Origin of the sequence: Streptomyces sp. SID5464 (assembly GCF_009862985.1) — a bacterium.
Lineage (GTDB): Bacteria > Actinomycetota > Actinomycetes > Streptomycetales > Streptomycetaceae > Streptomyces > Streptomyces chartreusis_D.
Genome location: NZ_WWIQ01000029.1, coordinates 1 through 20,922, shown reverse-complemented (window position 1 = coordinate 20,922; position 20,922 = coordinate 1). Strand labels below are relative to the sequence as shown.

20 protein-coding genes are annotated in these 20,922 nt (G+C 72.8%); 12 read left to right on the top strand and 8 right to left on the bottom strand.

Features of this window, described 5'->3' with window-relative positions; genetic code table 11:
* Positions 1 to 1,819, bottom strand: a 1,819-nt coding sequence (locus tag GTY47_RS19010) for a phosphatase PAP2 family protein (protein WP_010049142.1), incomplete at its 3' end; no start/stop codon positions are given.
* 324 nt (positions 1,820 to 2,143) lie between these two features.
* Between GTY47_RS19010 and proP the strand changes: the two genes are divergently transcribed.
* Positions 2,144 to 3,481, top strand: coding sequence for a glycine betaine/L-proline transporter ProP (gene proP, locus GTY47_RS19005; RefSeq protein WP_050810358.1), 1,338 nt, complete (start codon positions 2,144 to 2,146; stop codon positions 3,479 to 3,481).
* A 103-nt stretch (positions 3,482 to 3,584) separates the two neighbouring features.
* A complete protein-coding gene (locus tag GTY47_RS19000; RefSeq protein ID WP_010049139.1) occupies positions 3,585 to 4,256 on the top strand; it encodes an O-methyltransferase in 672 nt (223 codons plus the stop codon).
* 23 nt (positions 4,257 to 4,279) lie between these two features.
* Here the strand turns inward: GTY47_RS19000 and GTY47_RS18995 are convergent, their stop codons facing one another.
* Positions 4,280 to 4,672: an FHA domain-containing protein gene (locus tag GTY47_RS18995; protein ID WP_010049136.1), complete on the bottom strand. Its 393-nt coding sequence runs from the start codon at positions 4,670 to 4,672 to the stop codon at positions 4,280 to 4,282.
* Positions 4,673 to 4,757: 85 nt separating this feature from the next.
* Between GTY47_RS18995 and GTY47_RS18990 the strand changes: the two genes are divergently transcribed.
* Positions 4,758 to 5,165 carry a DUF1992 domain-containing protein gene (locus GTY47_RS18990; RefSeq protein ID WP_010049133.1) on the top strand — a complete coding sequence of 136 codons (408 nt, stop codon included), beginning with the start codon at positions 4,758 to 4,760 and terminating at the stop codon, positions 5,163 to 5,165.
* 10 nt (positions 5,166 to 5,175) lie between these two features.
* Here GTY47_RS18990 and GTY47_RS41005 read toward each other — a convergent pair whose 3' ends face one another.
* The gene (locus GTY47_RS41005; protein WP_234025787.1) at positions 5,176 to 5,652 is read right to left on the bottom strand and encodes a hypothetical protein; all 477 of its coding nucleotides are present in this window, start codon (positions 5,650 to 5,652) and stop codon (positions 5,176 to 5,178) included.
* A gap of 15 nt (positions 5,653 to 5,667) precedes the next feature.
* Entirely contained in the window at positions 5,668 to 6,384 is a 717-nt protein-coding gene (locus GTY47_RS18980; protein ID WP_010049129.1) for a hypothetical protein, read from the bottom strand.
* Between the two features lie 168 nt (positions 6,385 to 6,552).
* On the opposite strand from GTY47_RS18980, the gene GTY47_RS18975 reads away from it, so the two are divergent.
* Positions 6,553 to 7,044, top strand: coding sequence for a GNAT family N-acetyltransferase (locus tag GTY47_RS18975; RefSeq protein WP_010049128.1), 492 nt, complete (start codon positions 6,553 to 6,555; stop codon positions 7,042 to 7,044).
* Positions 7,045 to 7,064: 20 nt separating this feature from the next.
* On the opposite strand, the gene GTY47_RS18970 is transcribed toward GTY47_RS18975, so the two are convergent.
* Positions 7,065 to 9,116, bottom strand: coding sequence for an MFS transporter (locus GTY47_RS18970; protein WP_010049127.1), 2,052 nt, complete (start codon positions 9,114 to 9,116; stop codon positions 7,065 to 7,067).
* Between the two features lie 1,073 nt (positions 9,117 to 10,189).
* Between GTY47_RS18970 and GTY47_RS18965 the strand changes: the two genes are divergently transcribed.
* Both GTY47_RS18965 and cpt read left to right on the top strand, forming a co-directional pair.
* A complete protein-coding gene (locus GTY47_RS18965; protein ID WP_102514877.1) occupies positions 10,190 to 11,074 on the top strand; it encodes a peptidoglycan-binding domain-containing protein in 885 nt (294 codons plus the stop codon).
* A 27-nt stretch (positions 11,075 to 11,101) separates the two neighbouring features.
* Entirely contained in the window at positions 11,102 to 11,632 is a 531-nt protein-coding gene (gene cpt, locus GTY47_RS18960; protein WP_010049125.1) for a chloramphenicol phosphotransferase CPT, read from the top strand.
* Between the two features lie 67 nt (positions 11,633 to 11,699).
* Here the strand turns inward: cpt and GTY47_RS18955 are convergent, their stop codons facing one another.
* Positions 11,700 to 12,359: an HAD family hydrolase gene (locus tag GTY47_RS18955; protein ID WP_010049123.1), complete on the bottom strand. Its 660-nt coding sequence runs from the start codon at positions 12,357 to 12,359 to the stop codon at positions 11,700 to 11,702.
* A 183-nt stretch (positions 12,360 to 12,542) separates the two neighbouring features.
* Entirely contained in the window at positions 12,543 to 13,124 is a 582-nt protein-coding gene (locus GTY47_RS18950) for a TMEM165/GDT1 family protein (RefSeq protein WP_010049122.1), read from the bottom strand.
* A gap of 383 nt (positions 13,125 to 13,507) precedes the next feature.
* Between GTY47_RS18950 and GTY47_RS18945 the strand changes: the two genes are divergently transcribed.
* The 5 genes from GTY47_RS18945 (at position 13,508) to GTY47_RS18925 (ending at position 19,392) form a co-directional block, all read left to right on the top strand.
* Positions 13,508 to 14,152: an HNH endonuclease family protein gene (locus GTY47_RS18945; RefSeq protein ID WP_010049120.1), complete on the top strand. Its 645-nt coding sequence runs from the start codon at positions 13,508 to 13,510 to the stop codon at positions 14,150 to 14,152.
* 82 nt (positions 14,153 to 14,234) lie between these two features.
* Entirely contained in the window at positions 14,235 to 15,872 is a 1,638-nt protein-coding gene (locus GTY47_RS18940; protein ID WP_010049118.1) for an alkaline phosphatase D family protein, read from the top strand.
* Between the two features lie 182 nt (positions 15,873 to 16,054).
* Positions 16,055 to 17,968, top strand: coding sequence for an FAD/NAD(P)-binding protein (locus tag GTY47_RS18935; protein WP_010049116.1), 1,914 nt, complete (start codon positions 16,055 to 16,057; stop codon positions 17,966 to 17,968).
* 80 nt (positions 17,969 to 18,048) lie between these two features.
* Positions 18,049 to 18,501 carry a DoxX family protein gene (locus tag GTY47_RS18930; protein ID WP_010049114.1) on the top strand — a complete coding sequence of 151 codons (453 nt, stop codon included), beginning with the start codon at positions 18,049 to 18,051 and terminating at the stop codon, positions 18,499 to 18,501.
* Between the two features lie 285 nt (positions 18,502 to 18,786).
* Positions 18,787 to 19,392, top strand: a complete 606-nt coding sequence (locus GTY47_RS18925) for a VTT domain-containing protein (protein ID WP_010049110.1) — start codon at positions 18,787 to 18,789, stop codon at positions 19,390 to 19,392.
* Positions 19,393 to 19,440: 48 nt separating this feature from the next.
* Here the strand turns inward: GTY47_RS18925 and GTY47_RS18920 are convergent, their stop codons facing one another.
* Positions 19,441 to 19,671, bottom strand: coding sequence for a DUF2277 domain-containing protein (locus tag GTY47_RS18920; protein WP_010049109.1), 231 nt, complete (start codon positions 19,669 to 19,671; stop codon positions 19,441 to 19,443).
* Positions 19,672 to 19,773: 102 nt separating this feature from the next.
* Between GTY47_RS18920 and GTY47_RS18915 the strand changes: the two genes are divergently transcribed.
* Complete coding sequence (locus tag GTY47_RS18915; protein ID WP_010049108.1) at positions 19,774 to 20,694, top strand: 2-dehydropantoate 2-reductase; 921 nt, start codon at positions 19,774 to 19,776, stop codon at positions 20,692 to 20,694.
* Positions 20,695 to 20,922 lie beyond the last annotated feature (228 nt).

Below are 20,922 nucleotides of genomic sequence, written 5' to 3'. Positions count from 1 at the left end.
CCAGGACCGCGATCACGACGCCGCACCACAGTGACCAGCCGAAGTGCAGCGACGGCATCGCCGCGTACTGGTTGGTCAGGGCCGTGAGCGTGCCGTAGTCGGGCTGGGAGAAGTCCTGGACGCCGTGGACGGTGTCGATGAAGCCGAGCGTCGGCATCAGCCGGGGCGGGGCCAGCGGGTAGAGCCAGAAGCCGACCAGGGCGAGCAGGGTGGCGACGCCCAGGGCGGAGCGGGCCCAGCGGTAGTCGGCGGGGCGGCGCCAGTACAGGACGGCGAGAACGGTCAGCGGGACGATGAAGTGCAACGACGTGTAGTAGAAGTCGAAGAAGTCCCGCAGCCAGTCGATCGTGACGACGGTGTGGTTGGCCCAGTGCTCGATGTCCAGGTGCAGGGCGCGTTCCAGGCCGAGGATCTGCCGGCCGTGTTCCTCGGCCTCGGCCCGGCCGGCCGAGTTGCTGCCGCCGGTCGCGGCGAGCCGGACCTGGGCGTAGGCGGCATAGGTGACCCGGATGAGGAGGAGCTCCAGGAGGAGGTTCGGCCGGGTGAGGACCCGGCGCAGGAAGGGCACCAGCGGGACGTGCCGGAAGCGGGCCGGGACGGTGGGGGCGTACTCGGTCGGCAGCGGCGACTGGTAGTGCGGGGAGGCGCGGGAGAGGAACGGCACGGCCGTGGCGGCGGCGAGGGCGGCGAGCAGGACGAGGTTGGTGCGCAGCGGGTCCAGCGCCTGCATGTCCGGCATCATCATCCTGGTCGGCAGGGTCATGACCAGGACGACGGTGACCGGCCAGACGTACCGGTCGGAGGCGCGTCTGCCGGCCCGGCCGACGACCGCGAGCAGCACCCACAGCAGCTGGTGCTGCCAGGCCGTGGGCGAGACGGCGATCGCGGCGCAGCCGGTGATCGCGACGGCGAGGAGGAGCTGGCCGTCGTCGAAGCAGCGCACGGCGCGGCGCAGGGCCAGGACGGCGACGGCCGCGCCGAGCGTCAGGAAGAGCGCGACCTCCAGGGGGCCGCTCAGGCCGAGCCGGAGCAGGGCGCCGTGCAGGGACTGGTTGGCGAGATCGTCGGCCGGGCCGCCGAGGCCGACGCCCGCCATGTGGTGGACCCAGTAGCGGTGGGAGTCGTGCGGCATCGCCGCCCAGGCCAGTCCGGTGCACGCGGCGAAGGCGACGCCGGTGGAGAGCGCGGCGCGGCTGCGGCCGGTGAACCACAGCAGGGGCGTGAAGAGCAGCAGGGTGGGCTGGAGCGCCGCCGCGACGCCGATGAGCAGGCCGCTGGTCCGCTGGCCGTGGGCGGCGAAGCAGCCCAGCAGGACGAGCAGGACCGGGATGATGCTGGTCTGGCCGAGCCACAGGGTGTTGCGGACCGGCAGGGACACCATGAGCAGGCTGATGGCGACCGGGGCGGCCAGCAGGGCCGTGCGGCGGCCGACGGGCTGGGGCAGGGCCCGGGCGGCGATCAGGCCGAGGGCGACGACCAGCAGCAGCGTGCCGAAGGTCCAGCCCCAGCCGAGGGCCTGTTCGGCCGAACGGGTGAGGGGCTTGAGGACGAGCCCGCCGAAGGGTGTGCCGGTGAAGCGGGTGGAGTCGTAGAGCGAGCCGGTCACGTGCAGCACGCCGTTCGGCCCGACCCAGGTCTCCAGGTCCGTCAGCCGCTCCCCGCGTGGGCTGCCGAGGACGACGGCCACCTGCCGGGCGGCGAGGGCCGCGACGATCAGCCACAGCCCGAGGCAGGCCACGCGCAGGCGTGCGCGGGTCCCGCCGACGGCTGTCGCTCCGAAGGCCTCCGCCGGTCGTCCGCTGCGGTCCGCATTCGTCACGCCACGTCGACCTTCTACCCGGTATGCCCCTCTTCGTCCGGTTGACGATAGCCCGGGAGGCGCGTGGTTGCCTCTCGTGGACGCGAGAAGGATCACATCAAGATCTCGTGGGAACCGCTCCCAGCCGGGCATACGTGCCTGCATAACCGGTGTTTAGATGCACCCTGCAACGAAAGGCGTACCGCCCGTAAAGGGCTTTTCTTCGCCTATCGTCGCTTTTCGGCCCGTACGACAGCGCCGCCGCGCGGACCGCGTCCCTGTCCCCGTCGAAAGGTAGGCGAGCGAGTCTTGTCGACTGTCTCAGTCGTCGCTCCCGCGTCCGGCCTGAAGAGCCGCGCAGCGAAAACCCACGGCACCACCGTCACCGACCCCGCGCTCGTCAAGCGCGCCGTGAAGGCGGCAGCGCTGGGCAACGCGATGGAATGGTTCGACTTCGGTGTCTACAGCTACATCGCGGTCACGCTGGGCAAGGTCTTCTTCCCGTCGGGCAACCCCACCGCACAGCTGCTCTCCACGTTCGGCGCCTTCGCCGCGGCCTTCCTGGTCCGTCCCCTCGGCGGCATGGTCTTCGGCCCGCTCGGCGACCGCGTCGGCCGCCAGAAGGTCCTCGCGCTCACCATGATCATGATGGCCGCGGGCACCTTCGCGATCGGCCTGATCCCCTCGTACGCGACGATCGGTGTCGGCGCGCCGATCCTGCTCCTGGTGGCCCGCCTGGTGCAGGGCTTCTCCACCGGCGGTGAGTACGCGGGCGCGTCCACCTTCATCGCCGAGTACGCCCCCGACAAGCGGCGCGGCTTCCTCGGCAGCTGGCTGGAGTTCGGCACGCTCGCCGGCTACATCGGCGGCGCGGGCCTGGTCACGCTGATGACGGCCCTGCTCTCCGCCGACGACCTGACCTCCTGGGGCTGGCGCATCCCGTTCCTGATCGCGGGCCCGATGGGCATCATCGGCCTCTACCTGCGGCTGCGGCTGGAGGAGACCCCGGCGTTCGCGGCCGAGGTCGAGAAGGCCGAGACCAACCGCCCCAAGGTGCCGCTGCGCGAGATGATCACCGGCCAGTGGCGCGCGCTGCTGCTCTGCGTCGGCCTGGTGCTGGTCTTCAACGTCACCGACTACATGCTGCTGTCGTACATGCCGAGCTACCTGACCGGTCAGCTCCACTACGACGAGACGCACGGCCTGCTCGTCGTCCTCGGCGTGATGGCCCTGATGATGATCGTCCAGCCGTTCGTCGGCGCGCTGACCGACCGCGTCGGCCGCCGCCCGGTGATCGCCACCGGCTGCGCGGGCTTCCTGCTGCTGTCCGTCCCGGCCCTGCTGCTGATCCGCGAGGGCAGCCTGCTCGCGGTCGCGCTCGGCATGGGCGCCCTGGGCCTGCTGCTGGTCTGCTTCACGGCGGCCATGCCCTCGGCCCTCCCGGCGCTGTTCCCGACGAAGGTCCGCTACGGCTCGCTGTCCATCGGCTTCAACGTCTCCGTGTCCCTGTTCGGCGGCACGACGCCGCTGGTCGTCACGGCCCTGATCGGTGCCACCGGGAACATGATGATGCCCGCGTACTACATGATGGCCGCGGCCGTCATCGGCGGTTTCGCCGTGTGGCGCATGGCGGAGTCGGCCGGGCGTCCGCTGCCGGGTTCGGCACCGTCCGTGGCCGGCTGAGACACGCCGGGGGAAACCCCGCTGACAGCGAAGCGGTGCACCACGTATCTTCGTCACGCCAGTAGTTAGGGATGCTAACTATGCGTACGAAAGGTAGAGGTGCATGAGCGAGTCGCACGTCTGGGACGAGGTCGACGCCTACTTCACCGCCCACCTCGCCCCGGACGACGAAGCCCTGGCGGCCGCCCTGCGTGACAGCGACGCCGCCGGGCTTCCGCACATCAACGTCGCGGGCAACCAGGGCAAGCTCCTCCAGCTCCTGGCCCAGATCCAGGGCGCCCGCCACATCCTGGAGATCGGCACCCTCGGCGGCTACAGCACCATCTGGCTGGGCCGCGCCCTGCCCGCCGACGGGCGGCTGGTCTCCCTGGAGTACGACCCCAAGCACGCCGAGGTCGCCGTCCGCAACATCGCCCGCGCCGGCCTGGACAAGCTCGTCGAGGTCCGGGTGGGTCCGGCCCTGGAGTCGCTGCCCAAGCTGGCCGACGAGAACCCGCCCCCCTTCGACCTCGTCTTCATCGACGCCGACAAGGCCAACAACCCGCACTACGTGGAGTGGGCCCTGAAGCTCACCAGCACGGGCAGCCTGATCGTCCTCGACAACGTCGTCCGCGGCGGCCGCGTGACCGACGCGGCGAGCACGGCACCGGACGTGACGGGCACCCGCGCCGCGATCGAACTGATCGGCAGCCACCCGCGGTTGAGCGGCACGGCGATCCAGACGGTCGGCATGAAGGGGTACGACGGGTTCGCGCTGGCACGGGTGCTGGCGTAGGGGGTGTCCGCCGGGGCGGGCGCTCAGATCTCGTGGAAGAAACCGACGTTGACGCTGCGCGGGGCGGTGCGGTCGTGGATGACGACCTCGCCGCTGCCGCCCCTGGGCAGCGGGACGGTGCCGCCGTAGGCGAGGGGCTGGGCGTACTCCCCGACGGTGAGCCGGACTTCGGAGGAGGGGTCGGGCTGGGAACCGCGCAGCCAGGTCAGCTGCCAGGTCCCCTCGGGCCCGCACAGGAACTCCAGGTGGACGCGGGAGACGAACAGCCAGTCGTCCGGCGTGGAGAGCCGGCACACCGACTTGTCCCGGCCCACCCGCAGCACGGCGCCCGGCTCGCTGGGCGCGTCGGCCATGAGCATGCCGGCCGTGGCACCCTCCTCCGCCGCGGACACGGCGGCCATGGTGAGTTCGAGCACGTGCGCTCCTCCTGAGACGTCCTGGTGGGACTAGCCCGCCGCATGATAGAACGCCCGGCTGCGCGGTGTCCGGCACAATGGGTTCATGACCGAGCGAAAGCCACCCGGCGTCGGCTTCGAGTCCTGGGTCGACAAGCAGATCCGTGACGCGGAGACACGCGGCGAGTTCGAGCGGCTGCCGGGGGCGGGCAAACCGCTGCCGGCCGATGTGGACGCCACCTACGACGAACTGTGGTGGATCAAGCGGAAGATGGCCCGCGAGGGCATCTCGGTCCTGCCGCCGACGCTGACGCTGCGCAAGGAGGCGGAGGACGCGCTGCAGGCCGCGTACGCGGCGCCCTCGGAGCAGGCCGTCAGGAAGATCATCGGCGAGATCAACGACAAGATCCGCGACATGATGTTCAAGCCGCCGCCCGGGCCCCCGCTCGGAAAGAAGCCGTACGACGTCGAGGACGTCGTACGGCAGTGGCGGGAGCGCCGGGCGGACGGATGAACCGGGCCGCTCACACGTGGAGCAGCCGTTCCGCCAGCTCCCGGTAGTCCTTCAGCGCCAGCCGGAGCTGCTCGGTGTCGCCGCTCGACACGGGCTTGCCCTCGCCGCCCTCCACCGACTGCCAGGAGTGGCGCAGGGTGCGGCGACGCTGGGTCACGGCCTCGGTGAACCGGGCCGCGATCTCCTCCAGCACGTGGTCGGCCTCCTCGACGGCGGCCCGGGGCGCGTCGACGAACTCGGCGACGGCGTGGTGCAACTGCGAGACGAGTTTGTCGGACTCCTCGTGCGGGAGCAGGTGCGTGCCCGTGCCGTGGGGGGTGCCTTCCCGTTCCCGGGAACCCGCGGGGCCTGTGCCGTGGCCGGTGCCCAGGGCGGTCTCACCGCGGGCATCGGGGTCGGCGGCGGAGCCACGGGTGCCGGGGGTTCCGGGGGCGTCGGGGGTGAGGCGGCGGTTGCCGGGGGCCTCGTCGCCGGGCGGTCGGGTCATGCTGGACATCGAATCTCAACTCTCCTTCGCCTGACGTCGGTGCAGCGCCCACGGCGTGTGTCCGCCACGGGCGGCCGGAGCCTTGCGGCCGCCGTTCAGCCCGGCCTTGTGCCGTCCGCCCTCATGGCGTCCGCCCAGGTGCGGGCCGGCGGCGTGGCCCCCGCCGTCGTGGCGGGCCGGCCGCACCAGCTCCTCGAACAGGGCGCGGGCCGCCACCATGGCCTCACGCATGTCTTCCGTACCGGTGCCGCCGTCCCGGGCGTCGTCCGCGCGCAGGTGCGCCGCGCGGTGTACGCGCCGGTAGCCGTCCACGTGGTGGGCGTGGTGCACGGACAGCGCGGCGAGCTGCTCCTCGTACTGCCCGCCGTCCGGGAAGCCCCGGGCACCGGCGAGCTCCGCGAGCAGCCGGTCCGCCTCGGCGACCGCCTCCCGCGGCGAGTCGACGAACCGCTCCTGAGCGGCCGTCCAGCGCGCCTCGTACTGCTCGCGCTGCGCCGGCTCCAGCGCACGTTCGCGCAGCTCGCCGTGGCGCTCCAGGCGCTCGGCCAGCTCGCGCTCGGCGGCCTTGGCGTCGCCGTCGTGCCGGGCGACGGCCAGGTCGTACTCGGGTCCGAAGCGCCGCTTCAGGCTCGGGCCGCGCCGAGGCCCGCGGGCGCGCAGGGTCATGGCGGCCGCGATGATGACGACGACCGCCGCGATCACGATCAGAGCAATGATCAGGCCAGTGGACATGAATGCCTTCCGGGTTCTCGGCCCAACCGGCTCTCCTCGCGAGCCGGTTCGCCGACCGGGTAGCCCCAAAGCAGGCCCCCAAACGGCGGCCGGGCCGCCCCCGGGCGCGGACGGTCCCCGGGTTATTCGGTTGCGGCCCCGCCACGGCATCCGCCGAGAATGCCGGTCATGACCTGGACCGTGGCCCCGGAACCGTACGACTCCCCCGTCGCCGCCGCCCTGTGGCGGGCGTACTACACCGAGGTCAGCGACCGCTGGTACCTGCTGCACGAGGGGCGCCGGACCGACCCGGACGAGCTGGAGCGGGAGATCGCCGAGCAGCCGGGCGCCGATCTCGCCCCACCGGGCGGCCAGTTGCTGGTCGCCCGCTACGGCGGCGAGCCGGCCGGCACGGCGGGCGTACGGCTGCTGGACGACACGACCGCCGAGCTCACACGGGTCTTCCTGCACGAGCCGATGCGCGGCAAGGGCGGTGCCGCGCTGCTCGTCCGGGCCGCCGAGGACACCGCTCGCGGGCTCGGCGCCCGGCGGATGGTCCTCGACACCCGAGGCGACCTCGTCGAGGCCCGCGCCCTCTACACCCGGCTCGGCTACGAGGAGACCGCACCGCACAACGACGACAAGTACGCCGAGCACTGGTTCGCCAAGCACCTCACCTGACGCACCGAGGCCCCCCGCTTTCAGCCCATCCGCTCCACCGGCCGCTCGGCATACGGCCGCTCCCGCCGCGAGCCGCACAGTTCGCCGTTCAACTCCCGCACGAGGTGCACCAGATCGGTCGGCCGGTCCGGTCCCCACCAGTCGCCGAGCAGCTCGGCGAGGGACGCCTCACGGGCCTGGGCCAGCCGTTCGGCGACCTCGCGTCCCTGGTCGGTCAGCACCATGTCGAGGCCCGTGCGCACGGCGAGCCTCCGCTCCTCGACCTGCCGTACAGCCTCCATGATCACGGTCAGCGGCACGGGCATCCGCTCGGCCAGCACGGCCGGCTCCACCGAGCCGTACCGCCTGATCCGCAGCAGCAGCCAGCTCGCCGCGGGCAGCAGGTCGTAGCCCGCCCGGTCGGTGATCTTCCGGTAGATCTCGCGCCGCCCCGCGCGGGTGCCGAGCACCGACAGCGCACGGCACACCTCGTCGTACGAGGACCGCTCGACGGGGTTGCTGGCCAGGGTCTCCGTGACGTCGGGCGCGGTGACCGAGCCGCGCAGCCGGTCCTCCTTCAGGAACCAGGCCAGCACGAAGCCGAGGAGCGCGACGGGGGCGGCGTACAGGAAGACGTCCGTGATGGACACGGAGTACGCGTGCAGGGCCGGCGGGCGCAGGCCGGGCGGCAGGGCGGCGATGCCGCGCGGGTCGGCCTCCAGCGCACCCACGGAGACGCCGGGGGGCAGCGGGGCTCCGCGGAAGGCGTCCGTGAGCTGGTCGCCGAGCCGGTTCGCGGAGATCGTGCCGAAGACGGCCACGCCGAACGAGGCTCCGATGGAGCGGAAGAAGGTGGCGCCGGAGGTGGCGACGCCCAGATCCTCGTACGGGACGGCGTTCTGCACGATGAGCACGAGGACCTGCATCACCAGGCCGAGGCCGAGTCCGAAGACGAAGAAGAAGCCGCTCAGCTCGGCGGTGGAGCTGCGCTCGTCGAGCTGGTGGAGCAGGAGCAGCCCGAGGGTGGTCACGCCGGTGCCGGCGACCGGGAACACCTTCCAGCGGCCGGTCCGGCTGACGATCTGCCCGGAGGCCGTCGAGGCCAGCAGCAGCCCCAGCACCATCGGCAGCATGTGCACACCGGACATGGTCGGGCTGATGCCCTGCACGACCTGGAGGAACGTCGGCAGGTAGGTCATCGCGCCGAACATGGCGAAGCCGACGACGAAGCTGATCACGGCGGCGAGCGTGAAGGTGCGGATTCCGAAGAGCTTCAGCGGCAGGACGGGTTCGGCGGCCCGCCGCTCGACGGCCACGAAGGCGACGGCGAGGACGACGCCCAGCACCGCGAGCGCGACGATCTGGGCGGATCCCCACCCCCAGGTCGTACCCCCGAGCGAGGCGACGAGCACCAGGCAGGTGGCGACGGCCGCGATGAGGAACGTGCCGAGGTAGTCGATGACATGCCGCCGCGTCCGGCGCGGGATGTGCAGCACGGCCGCGATCACGGCGAGCGCCACGAGTCCGACGGGCAGGTTGACGTAGAACACCCAACGCCAGCTCGCATGCTGGGTGAACAGCCCGCCGAGCAGTGGCCCGAGCACACTGGTCGCCCCGAACACGGCACCGAACAGCCCCTGGTAGCGCCCGCGTTCACGCGGTGGGACGAGATCGCCGACGATGGCCATCGACAACACCATCAGCCCGCCGCCGCCGAGCCCCTGCACGGCCCGGAAGACGATGAGCTGGGTCATGTCCTGCGCCGTGCCGCACAGCGCGGAGCCGACCAGGAAGATCACGATCGCCGTCTGGAACAGCCGTTTACGGCCGTACTGGTCGCCGAGTTTGCCCCACAGCGGGGTCGCGGCGGTCGCGGCCAGCAGGTAGGCGGTGACCACCCAGGACAGGTGGTCCATGCCGCCGAGGTCGCTGACGATGGTGGGCAGCGCGGTCGACACGATGGTCTGGTCCAGGGCGGCGAGCAGCATCCCGAGGAGCAGGGCGCCGATGGAGACCAGGACGTTCCCGGGCACCTGCTCCTGGACGGCGGCGCCCTGGTCCGGCGCCTGCGTGGCGTGCGCATGTCCGGCCATGAGACCTCCCGAGGTCCTGTGACATTTTCCATCGTGACCGGTGTGACGCGGTATGGCCCGCCGAGTCCTTTTGGAAGCATTCATTCCGCGAGCTGGCCGTCGGCACTGTGGAGAAGATCTGGATAATCTCTGGAGTTCGCGAGGGGAGGGAGGAACGCGTGGAACAGCCGAACGGCCACCCGTGCCCGGAGTGCGGCACGCCCAGACAGCCGGACAACACCCCGTCCTGCACCTGCACTCACCGCGTCGCAGAGGCCCTCCGCAACGCCCGCACGACCGAGGCGGCAGCAGCGGAGGACTTCGACCCGCTCCGCATCCGCCCGTACGTCGAACTCACGCCGGGAACACCCACCCAGTCCCGCGCGGACGAGAGCACCCCGCGACACCGCTCTGCGGAGGCCGCGCCCACGCCCTCACCCGCGGAGCCCTTACACACCGAGCCCCCCGGGCAAACCCCCCGTCGTCCCCAGGCCCGCCCTACGGGGCCCTCGGGCACCGCCGGCCCCGCACAGCCGTCCCCGGCGGACGCCCCCGCCCCGCCTCCACACGCCGAGGCTTCGCCCGCGCAGGGCACCGCAGAAGTCCCGCGCGCACGCACCGAAACCCCCACGCCGGCAACCGAAGACGACGCCCCGCTGCGAACCCCCGGGCGACCGACCGACACCCCGCGACCGCCCCTGCCCCACCCCGCGGAGCCCCAGCGCACCGCCGGCCCCGCACAGCCGTCCCCGGCGGACGCCCAGGCCCACCACACCGGCGGCCCCGCCCGGGCGGACGCCTCGCGACGAATCCGCGCGGACGGCCCGGCCAGGTCCTCCCGCCCGACGGCCGCGGACCCCGTACGGCCCGTCCGGGCGACCGAGGAAACCCCACGGCAGACGGACGCAGACGGCCGGCCCTCGCCCACAGCGGACCCACACGCCCAGGTCCCCGCGCGGGCGACCGAAGGCACTCCGCGACAGCACCTCGGGCCGGCGGCCGGCGACGCCCCGCAGCCGCCCCTGCCCCACCCCGCGGAGCCCCCGCGCACCGACGGCGCCGCACGGGCAGCCGAGCGCGCCCCGCGACGGTCCATGACGCCCCCTGGGCAGACGCCGCCCGCCGAAGGCGCCGCGCCACCGCCCTCCCCCGCCGACACGACCATGCCCCTGCGCCCGGCCGACCTCGACGCGACCACCGTGCTGCCGGCCTTCCCGGCCTCGCCGGGCACCGCGCCGCTCTCGACCCCTCCGGCCCCCGCCACGACCGAGCCCAGCGTCACCGACCTGCGGCTTTTCGACGGCATCGGGGGGCCGGACCGGGGTGGGCGGGAACCGGACGAGGCCGGGTCGAGGCCCAGGCGTCGGCGGCGCGGCGCGCTGCTCGGCGTGGCCGCCGGGGCCTGTGTCGCCGTCGTGGCCGCGGCCGGGTACGCGAGCGGGCTGTTCTCCTACGAGGCACCGTCCCGGGACACCGCGCTGCCGGACGACCTCCGGGCGAGCGTGCCGGACGCCCCGTCGAGCAGCGCGGCGTCCACACCCCCGGCGGGGAGCGCGCAGGCCACGCCGCCGGCCCCCGCGGCACCGCCGCCGTCGCCGTCGGCGACCGGGAGCCCGTCGGCCTCCCCGTCGCCGTCCACGCCGAGCGCCTCGCCGAGCCCGTCGCAGTCGGCCACCCCGTCGGCGCCCCGGACGTCCGCCTCCGCCACCGGCCCCGCGAACCCGCCCCCGGACAACTCCCGGCAGAACGGCGGCCCCACCGTCCTGCGCCTCGGCGACCGCGGCCCGGAGGTCACCGAACTCCAGCTCCGGCTGCGCCAGTTGTACCTCTACGGCGAGGACCCCGACGGCGACTACGACAGCCGGCTCGAGGAGGCCGTCCGCAACTACCAGTGGTCACGCGGCATCCAGACCGACGACCTCGGCGTCTACGACCGGGAGACGCGGGCGAAGCTGGAGTCGGAAACCAAGAAGCCGTGACCGGCCCGACCGCCCTACTGTGACGCCGTGACCACTCAGGTGATCGTTCTCAACGGCGGTTCCAGCTCGGGCAAGTCCGGGATCGTACGGTGCCTGCAAGAGGTGCTGCCGAACCCGTGGCTGGCCTTCGGTGTCGATTCGTTCGTCGAGGCGCTGCCCGCGAGGATGCGGGGCTCGGAGGAAGGGATCACCTTCACGGCGGACGGCGGGGTGAGCGTGGGTCCGGAGTTCCGCGCACTGGACGCGGCCTGGACCGAGGGCATCGCCGCGATGGCCCGCGCCGGCGCCAGGATCATCGTCGACGACGTCTTCCTCGGCGGACCGCACTCCCGGCAGCGCTGGGAGAAGGCCCTGGCCGGCCTCGACGTGCTGTGGGTCGGCATCAGGTGCGACAGCGCGGTCGCCGAGGGGCGTGAGATCGCCCGGGGCGACCGGGTCCGGGGCATGGCCGCGTCACAGGCCCACGTCGTGCACGAGGGCGTGCGCTACGACCTGGAGGTGGACACCACACACACCGAGTCCCTGGCGTGCGCGCGCACCATCGCCGCCCACGTCTGACCGACCGGACGGCAACACCCCCGAGCGTTCGTCACCCGCCGCGCGTTCCTCACCCGACGCGAACCCCTCACCCGATGTGCAGACGGATCGTCCCGTCGGCCACGGCCTCCACGCGCACCCGCGTGAGGTCGTCCACCACCACGTCCGGCTCGTGGAACGCGGCCCGGGACCCGACCCCCACCACCGTCATCCCGGCGGAGCGCCCCGCCGCGATCCCGGCCCCGGAGTCCTCGAACACCACGCAGTCCTCAGGGGCCACACCCAGCTCGGCGGCACCCTTCAGAAAGCCCTCCGGGTCGGGCTTGCTCGCCCCGACGCACTCCGCCGTCACCCGCACCTCCGGCAGATCCAGCCCGGCCGCGGCCATCCGCGCCGTCGACAGCGGAACGTCGGCGGAGGTCACGAGCGCGTGCGGCAGTCCCCGCAGCGCGGCGAGGAACTCCGGCGCCCCGGGGATCGGCACGACACCCTCGGTGTCGGCCGTCTCCTCGGCGAGCATCCGGGCGTTGTCCGCGTGGTTCTGCTCCATCGGCCGGCCGGGCAGCAGCAGCGCCATCGACGCGTACCCCTGCCGTCCGTGGACGACCTTCATGACCTCGTCCGGGTCCAGCCCGTGCCGCTCGGACCAGCGCCGCCAGACGCGTTCGACCGAGGCGTCGGAGTTGACGAGGGTGCCGTCCATGTCCAGCAGGAGGGCGCGGGCGGTGAGCACGGCGGTGGCCGTCATCGGCAGCTCCAAGGCTCAGGGCAGGACGAGGGCGCACGGCAGCCCCCGGGAGGGACAAGGCGGCCCCGCCCGCCGGTCAGGGAAAACGGGCGGGAGCCACTTTGTTTCTCCACGGTACAAAACAATCGCCGGATCGGCCAGGGCCTCCCGCAGACGTTCACCCGTCGTTCAGCTCGCCCCGGCTCACCCGGTCACGGCCTCCCACAGGCTCCACACCCCGAGAGCCAGCATCACCAGCGCCGCGATCTGCGTGATCAGCCGCAGCGGCACCTTCTTCATCAGCGCCTTTCCGCCGACGATGCCGATCCCGGCCACCGCCCACAGCGCGAGCACCGCGCCCAGGCCGACGGAGAGCGGGTCGTCGTAGCGGGCGGCCAGGTTCGCCGTCATGATCTGCGTGAGATCGCCGAACTCGGCGACCAGGATGAGCATGAAACCCGCGCCCGAGACCTTCCAGAAGGACTGGTTCTCCGGCTTGCGGACCTCCGCCTCGTCCTCGTCCTTCTTCAGCAGCAGCATCGCGGCCCCGCCCAGGAAGAGCACACCCGTGAGCGCGTGCACGAGCTGCTGCGGCAGCAGCGTCAGCACACTGCCGGCGGCGACGGCGAGCGCGACGTGCAGCGCGAAGGCGGCGGCGACACCGGCGAAGACGTAGGAGGCGCGATAGCGGGTGCCGAGGACGAGGCCGGCCAGGGCGGTCTTGTCCGGCAGTTCGGCGAGGAAGACGACGCCGAAGACGACGGCCGTCACGGTCAGGCTGATCAAGGGTTCCTCAATCGGTCGGGGCTGCCCCACCGAGAGTGCTGGATCCACACACGACACCTCGGCACGGCAGCACACTCGGCACCCGTGCCGTGGGGCACGGGCGTGCACTGCTTGCCGAAGGTCTCGCTGGCGGGTCCGTGAAAGGACCTGCCTCCGGGCGCCGGCTCAGGCGAGCTGAGCAGTGTGTCGACGGTCCGGCGAAGAGCTACTCCCCTTCTGCGCCGTCCATGGTACGCGACGGCCCCGGAGAGAAAACTTCCCACGTCTTGTCATGTCATGGACGCGTCACTAACTTCTCACCGGGCGCACACCTCCCCGCAACACGGCGCGACGAGCATTCCCTCGCTCGCAGCCCAACGCCCCCACCCCACAAGGGAGTTCGCATGCCGAAGTTCTACGCGCGTCGACGGCTCAGCATACTCGCGGGCCTCACCGGTCTCATAGCCTCGGTCGGCCTGCTCAACGGCCCGGCCGCCTCCGCCGCCCTGCCCACCCCCGTCAGCGGCGCCACCGCCCGCTCCTACCTCGCCACGCTCACCGTGGCCACCGAGGACCGCACCGGCTACAACCGCGACCTCTTCCCGCACTGGATCACCCAGTCCGGCACCTGCAACACCCGCGAGGTCGTCCTCAAGCGCGACGGCACCAACGTCCAGCAGGACTCCTCCTGCGCCGCCACCAGCGGCAGCTGGTACTCGCCCTACGACGGCGCCACCTGGTCCGCCGCCTCCGACGTCGACATCGACCACCTGGTCCCGCTGGCCGAGGCCTGGGACTCCGGCGCCGACTCCTGGACGACCTCCCGCCGCCAGTCCTTCGCCAACGACCTGACCCGCCCGCAGCTCATCGCGGTCACCGACAACGTCAACCAGGCCAAGGGCGACCAGGACCCGGCCACCTGGATGCCCTCCCGGACGGCGTACCGCTGCACCTACGTGCGCGCCTGGGTCCAGGTGAAGTACTACTACGGCCTCTCGGTCGACTCGGCCGAGAAGTCCGCGCTCCAGAATTACCTCGCGAACTGCTGACACGCGCGATTTCGCGCCGGGACCTCCCCGCTGACCTCCGTCGTTCCGTACCGTACGGGGCGACGGAGAGAGGTGATCGGCGATGGCCGGACTGCGGCTCGGACCGCTGCTGAGATACACCGACGGCGCGTCCGCGACCGTGTGGGTCGAGACGAGCCGCCCGTGCACGGCCGCGGTGCGCTGCGCCGACGGCGCCGGCGGCACGGCCCCGACCTTCCAGATCGCGGGCCACCACTACGCGCTGATCCCGGTGACCGGCCTCACGGCCGGTACGACCACGGCGTACGAGGTCTTCCTCGACGGCACCCGCGTGTGGCCGCTGCCCGATTCCCCCTTCCCGCCCTCGGCGATCCACGCGCCGGGCGGCGAGGGCGGCCTCCGCGTCGCCTTCGGCTCCTGCCGCTGGGCCGCGCCCCCGGCCGGCGGGCACGACCCCGTGGGCCCGGACGCCCTGGACGCGCTGGCCACCCGTCTCGTGGCCGACCCGGAGGGCGAGCGCCCCGACGTCCTGCTGCTGCTCGGCGACCAGGTGTACGCCGACGAGACCTCCGAGACGACGCAGCGCTGGCTGGCGGCCCGCCGCGACCTGAACGACCCGCCGGGCAACGGGGTCGCGGACTACGAGGAATACACGCACCTCTACTACGAGTCGTGGCTCGACCCCCGCATCCGCTGGCTGCTGTCCACCGTGCCCAGTTACATGATCTTCGACGACCACGACGTCGTCGACGACTGGAACACCTCCGCCGCCTGGCTCGCCGACATGCGGGCCACCGACTGGTGGCGGGAGCGGCTGCTGAGCGGCCTGATGTCGTACTGGGTCCACCAGCACCTGGGGAACCTCTCGTGCGAGGAGCTGTCGGCCGACCCGGTGTACGAGGGCGTCCGCAAGGTCCCCGACGGCACCGACGTGCTGCGCGCCTTCGCCGCCCGGGCCGACGCCGACCCTGCCACGGCCCGCTGGAGCTACCGGCGCGACTTCGGGCGCGTCCGCCTGCTGATGGTCGACAGCCGGGCGGCCCGGGTCCTCGCCGAGGACAGCCGCGCGATGCTCGACCCGGGCGAGGAGGCCTGGCTGCGCGAGCAGGTGCGGGACACCCCCGGGTCGTACGACCATCTCCTCCTCGGCACCTCGCTGCCCTGGCTGCTGCCGCATCTGGTGCACGACGCCGAGGGCTGGAACGCGGCGCTGTGCCGGGGCGAACGGGGCAAGCGCTGGGCCCGGTTCGGGGAGAAGCTGCGCCGGGCCGCCGACCTGGAGCACTGGTCGGCGTTCCCGGAGTCGTTCGCCGGGCTGGCGGAGCTGATCGCCGAGGCCGGCTCGGGGCGGGACGCCCCGGCGACGGTGTGCGTGCTGTCCGGGGACGTGCACCACGCCTACATCGCCGAGCCCTCGTGGCCCGGGCAGGGCCCGGACGCCCGGGTGGTGCAGCTCGTCTGCTCGCCCGTCCACAACTCCGTCCCCACGTCGATCCGGCTGGCCTTCCGCATCGGCTGGAGCGCGGTGGCGCGCGGGCTGGGCCGCGGCCTCGCCCGGCACGGGCGCCTCCCCCGGCCGCCGGTCGGCTGGCGCAAGACGGGCGGCCCCTGGTTCGGCAACCAGCTCATGACACTCACCCTGCGCGGCCGTTCGGCGCGGCTGCGACTGGAGCAGGCACGGACGCGGGAGGGAAAGGGCCCGCGCCTGACGACGCTCCTGGACTCGGAGCTTGCCCCGTAACCGCCCCGTTCCGCCCGTTTGTTGCCGCTGTGGCCGTGATGCTCGTGACGCGTCCCACAGCGAGGTCAATCCTTGGCCACGGGCCTCGGTTCCCACTCCCGGCGACGGCATGATGAGGCGGACCGTCCGCTTCCTCACCGACGGACCACCGAACGCGCCCCACACGCCCGGGAGTCCCACCCTTGCCTGCGCCGACCGAGGTATCCGCACCGTTCTCCGTCGCCCTGGTCGGCGCCGGGCCGCGCGGTACCAGCGTCCTGGAACGCCTCTGCGCCTCCGCCCCGGAGCTCCTCCCACCCGGAGCCCGGCTGACGGTCCACGTGATCGACCCGGACCCGCCGGGCCCCGGCCGCGTCTGGCGTACCGACCAGTCGCCGGAACTGCTGATGAACACCGTGGCCTGCCAGGTGACCCTGTTCACCGACGACAGCGTGGACTGCTCGGGCCCGATCCGCCCGGGCCCGAGCCTGTACGAGTGGGCGCGCGGCACGCTCGGCCCGGACGAATACCCGACCCGGGCGGAGTACGGCCGTTACCTGGAGTGGGTGTTCGCACGGGTCGTACGGAACGCGCCGGCGACCGTACGCGTCGAGACGCACCGGGCACGCGCGGTACGGCTCGACGACACCGCCGGCGGCCACCAGGCCCTCACCCTCGACGACGGCCGCACCCTGACGGGCCTGTCCGCCGTGGTCCTGGCCCAGGGGCACCTGCCGACGACCGCGGACCCGGTCCAGCGGCGCCTGGCGGCGCACGCCGCACACCACGGCCTGCGCCACGTCCCGCCCGCCAACCCGGCCGACGTGGACCTGTCCTGCGTACCGCCCGGCGAGCCCGTCCTGCTGCGCGGCCTCGGCCTCAACTTCTTCGACCACACGGCCCTGCTGACGACCGGCCGCGGCGGCCGTTTCGTACGGGACGCCCAGGGCCTGCGCTACCTCCCCTCCGGCCGTGAACCGCGGCTGTACGCCGGCTCGCGGCGCGGCATCCCCTACCAGGCCCGCGGCGACAACGCGAAGGGGGCGTACGGCCGGCACGTCCCGCTGGTCCTCACACCGGACGTGATCGCGGGCTTCCGCAAGCGCGCCGACTCCGGGGAGGCGCCCGACTTCCTGACGGAGATATGGCCGCTGGTCGCCAAGGAGGTGGAGACGGTGTACTGCACAGCGCTGCTCCGCGGGGCCGGGGCCTCGGGGCGACAGTGCCAGGAGTTCACCGATCACTTCCTGTCCGTGCCGCACGGCGATCCCGAAGAGGCCGTGCTGCTGGGCGAGTTCGGCATCGAGGACGCCGACCGCTGGTGCTGGGAGCGGATCTCCCGGCCGTACGCGGGACGGGACTTCGCGCACCCCGGCGAGTGGCGTGACTGGCTGCTGTCGTACCTGCGCGAGGATGCCGCGCAGGCCGCCCTGGGCAATGTGCGCGGCCCGTTGAAAGCGGCCCTGGACGTGCTGCGCGACCTGCGCAACGAACTCCGGCTGATCGTCGACCACGGCGGCCTCGCCGGCACCTCCCGCCGGGACCACCTGGACCGCTGGTACACCCCGCTCAACGCCTTCCTGTCCATCGGCCCGCCCCGGCGCCGCATCGAGGAACTGGCGGCCCTGGTGGAGGCGGGCGTGGTGCGCGTGCTCGGGCCGCGCCTGAAGGTGACGGAGGCGGACGGAGCCTGGGCGGCGCACTCACCCGACGTGCCGGGTTCGGCCGTCCGTGTGAGAACCCTCATAGAGGCCCGTCTGCCGGAGCCCGACCTGCGGAAATCGGCCGACGGACTCCTTCAGGGTCTGCTGCGGACGGGGCAGTGCCGTCCGCACACCGTCGACGGTTACGAGACAGGCGGGTTGGATGTGACACCACGCCCTTATCATCTGATAGACCGTCAAGGAGTCCCGCACGCCAGGCGGTTCGCCTTCGGGGTGCCGACGGAGGGCGTGCACTGGGTGACGGCGGCGGGGGCTCGTCCGGGTGTGGATTCGGTCACGCTTTCGGATGCGGACGCGGTGGCGAGAGCGGCCCTACGTGCGGCTGCGACGGAAACTGAGCTCCCGTCAGAGGTGAACCAGTGGCCAAATGTTGAACTTGCAAGCATTAATTAGTCACACCTAACGTGGGTTACTCATCGGTTCTGTCCCCCGACCGGCCCTCCCCAGGCCGGCCGACCGAAGGAGACCCCCACATGACCGCACGTCTCAACGACGCGCAGCCGTACGCGCTCGGACTGTTCCGGATCGTCATCGGCCTGCTCTTCGCCTGCCACGGCGCCGTCGCGCTCTTCGGTGTCCTCGGAGGTGTGGACGGCAAGGGCGCCACCGCGGCGACCGGCGCCTGGCCGAACTGGTACGCGGCCGTCATCGAACTCGTCGGCGGCACGTTAGTGCTGCTGGGCCTGGGCACCCGCGCGGCGGCGTTCATCGCCTCCGGCGCGATGGCGTACGCGTACTTCAAGGTCCACCAGCCGCAGGGCCTGTGGCCGATCGAGAACCACGGCGAGGGCGCGGCCATGTACTGCTGGTCCATGTTCCTGCTGGTGTTCACGGGTTCCGGCGCGTTCGGCGTGGACCGGCTGCTGGCCAAGCGCACATCGACGCAGGGCCGGCGGGCCACGGACCAGACGCCGGTGGCGGCCTGAGCCGCGGCCCGGACAGCGCTCCGCGGAGCGGCGCCTTCCCGCGTGTGCGGGGAGGCGCCGCTCCGGTGTGCGGGGCGGGCGGGGTTCCGGTGCAAGCAGGGCGGGGCGCTCCGCGCGGGTGACGACTCGGGACGAGGTGAACAGTCGGTACCGAACGTACGAGCCCCCCGTGAAACGCCCGTCACACCCCAGGCGTACGCTCTATGGCTGTCATCGGCCACTCCTGCCGCTCCGCCGCGCCACCGCGGCACGGTCTGGCCCACGGGGGACCAACGGGGAGTTGCGGTGCTGGAGCATGTGGGGTCGCTGTTCGGCAGCCCGTGGATCTACGCCGTGGTGACCCTGTCCGTGCTGCTCGACGTGTTCCTGCCGGTGCTGCCCAGCGGCGTCCTGGTGATCACGGCGGCGACGGCGGCGGCCGCGGGTTCGGCGGCCGACGTGCCCGACATCCTGGTGCTGACCCTCTGCGCGGCCACCGCCTCCGTCCTGGGCGACCTGGCCGCCTACCGCCTCGCCTGGCGCGGCGGCGACCGGCTGGACCGGGCGATCTCCCGATCCCGGCGCCTGACCACCGCGCAGGAACGTCTCGGCGCGGCCCTCGCACGGGGCGGCGGCGCCCTCGTCGTCCTCGCCCGCTTCGCGCCCGCCGGCCGCTCGGTCGTCTCCCTCGGCGCGGGCGCCGCCCACCGCCGCGCCCGCGACTTCCTCCCCTGGTCGGCCCTGGCGGGTCTCACCTGGGCCGTGTACAGCGTCGCCCTCGGCTACTTCGGCGCCCACTGGCTGGGCGCGAGCTGGCTGGGGACGGCGGTGTCGGTGGGGGCGCTGTTCGGGGCGGGGGCAGGGGCGGCGTACCTGATGCGCAGGGAGCCGCGGGCGTCGGGGGTGTCGTAGGGCCGGGGCGTCGGAGGGGCCCTGGACGGGGCCGGCCGTCACCCCACGCTAGCCGGCCCGCTGGGCCCGGGCGCCACGGATCTCCAGCCCGTCCAGCAACTCGGCCGTGGCCTGCGCGACGGCCTCCACGGCGCGGTCGAACACCTCCTGGTTGTGAGCGGCGGGGGCACGGAAACCCGAAACCTTCCGCACGTACTGCAACGCGGCAGCCCGAATGTCCGCTTCCGTGGCCTCTTCGGGCATGGCGGGCGGACGCAGGGTCTTGATACTCCGGCACATGCCCCCAGTCTCGCCCTTTCGGCCTCCGTACGACAGCGACGACTGCCATGATCTCCGCGAGGCGGCCACCACCGTGGGGCCGACCGAAGAGAGGAACCCGACATGGGGAACGAACTCACAGTGGCCGTCCTGGGCCCCGGTGGCGTGGGCGGTCTGCTCGCCGCGCTGCTCTCCCGCGCCGGCCACCGAGTGATCTGCCTGTCCGGCGAGGAAACGGCCCGCGTCCTGCGCACGGACGGCCTCCGGATCCGCAGCGCACACTTCGGCGACTTCACGACCCGTGTCGAGGCTGACACGCACGTGCGCGAACCTGTCGACGCCTGCCTGGTGGCCGTCAAACACACCTCCCTCGACGCCGCCCTGGCACGCGTCCCCGCGCCCGCACTGGCCGACGGACTCCTCGTGCCGTTCCTGAACGGCGTCGAACACCCGGCGACCCTGCGCGCCCGCTACCGCCCCGACCGCGTCGCCCCCGCCGTCATCCGTGTCGAGTCCACCCGCGTCGCCCCGGGCGTCATCGAGCACGGCAGCCCCTTCGCGGAGATCGACCTGACCGGCACGGCGGTGCCCCGGAACCGCCTCGACACCCTCGCCGAGGCCCTGACCGCCGCCGGCCCGGCCACCCGGGTCCAGGACGACGAGACGGCGGCCCTGTGGGCGAAGATGTCGTTCCTGGCCCCGATGGCCCTGCTGACCACCCGCCACGGCGTCCCCCTCGGAGACGTCCGCACCCGTCACCGCGACGAACTGATCGCACTGGTCGAGGAGACGGCCGCGATCAGCCGCGCGTGCGGCGGCCCGGCGGACCCGGCGCAGGCCCTCGACCGCTACGACGCCTTCCCGCCGTCGATGAAGTCCTCGATGCAGCGCGACGCCGAGGCGGGTCGGCCGCTCGAACGGGACGCCATCGGCGGCGCGTTGCTCCGCGCGGCCGAGCGGCACGGCATACCGGCTCCGGTGACGGCCCGGGTGGTGCGCGAGCTGGCCGCCGGCCCGGGCGCGGAGGCCTCGCGGAGACGCTGATCCGGCGTGGGGCCGCGAACGCCGATCACGACCACGAGCAGTCATCTTGTCTAACTGACAGTGCTGCCGGAGTCTCGATATGGTGCAAGCGGCGCGAAGGGGGATGGGCATGCGCAAATTCATGTCGTCGTTGCTCAGGGCTGCTCACACGCGCTCCAACTCGGCGTTACGGAGCTCCATGGCCGCACTCACGCCATTCCGCTTCAGACGCAGCCGAGAACTGGCGCA

Coding starts and splice junctions, on each gene's coding strand:
- GTY47_RS19000 (WP_010049139.1), top strand. CDS start 3,585: ATGAGCGAGTCGCACGTCTGGGACGAGGTCGACGCCTACTTCACCGCC.
- GTY47_RS18990 (WP_010049133.1), top strand. CDS start 4,758: ATGACCGAGCGAAAGCCACCCGGCGTCGGCTTCGAGTCCTGGGTCGAC.
- GTY47_RS41005 (WP_234025787.1), bottom strand. CDS start 5,652: ATGACCCGACCGCCCGGCGACGAGGCCCCCGGCAACCGCCGCCTCACC.
- GTY47_RS18980 (WP_010049129.1), bottom strand. CDS start 6,384: ATGTCCACTGGCCTGATCATTGCTCTGATCGTGATCGCGGCGGTCGTC.
- GTY47_RS18975 (WP_010049128.1), top strand. CDS start 6,553: ATGACCTGGACCGTGGCCCCGGAACCGTACGACTCCCCCGTCGCCGCC.
- GTY47_RS18970 (WP_010049127.1), bottom strand. CDS start 9,116: ATGGCCGGACATGCGCACGCCACGCAGGCGCCGGACCAGGGCGCCGCC.
- GTY47_RS18965 (WP_102514877.1), top strand. CDS start 10,190: ATGACGCCCCCTGGGCAGACGCCGCCCGCCGAAGGCGCCGCGCCACCG.
- GTY47_RS18955 (WP_010049123.1), bottom strand. CDS start 12,359: ATGACGGCCACCGCCGTGCTCACCGCCCGCGCCCTCCTGCTGGACATG.
- GTY47_RS18945 (WP_010049120.1), top strand. CDS start 13,508: ATGCCGAAGTTCTACGCGCGTCGACGGCTCAGCATACTCGCGGGCCTC.
- GTY47_RS18940 (WP_010049118.1), top strand. CDS start 14,235: ATGGCCGGACTGCGGCTCGGACCGCTGCTGAGATACACCGACGGCGCG.
- GTY47_RS18930 (WP_010049114.1), top strand. CDS start 18,049: ATGACCGCACGTCTCAACGACGCGCAGCCGTACGCGCTCGGACTGTTC.
- GTY47_RS18920 (WP_010049109.1), bottom strand. CDS start 19,671: ATGTGCCGGAGTATCAAGACCCTGCGTCCGCCCGCCATGCCCGAAGAG.
- GTY47_RS18915 (WP_010049108.1), top strand. CDS start 19,774: ATGGGGAACGAACTCACAGTGGCCGTCCTGGGCCCCGGTGGCGTGGGC.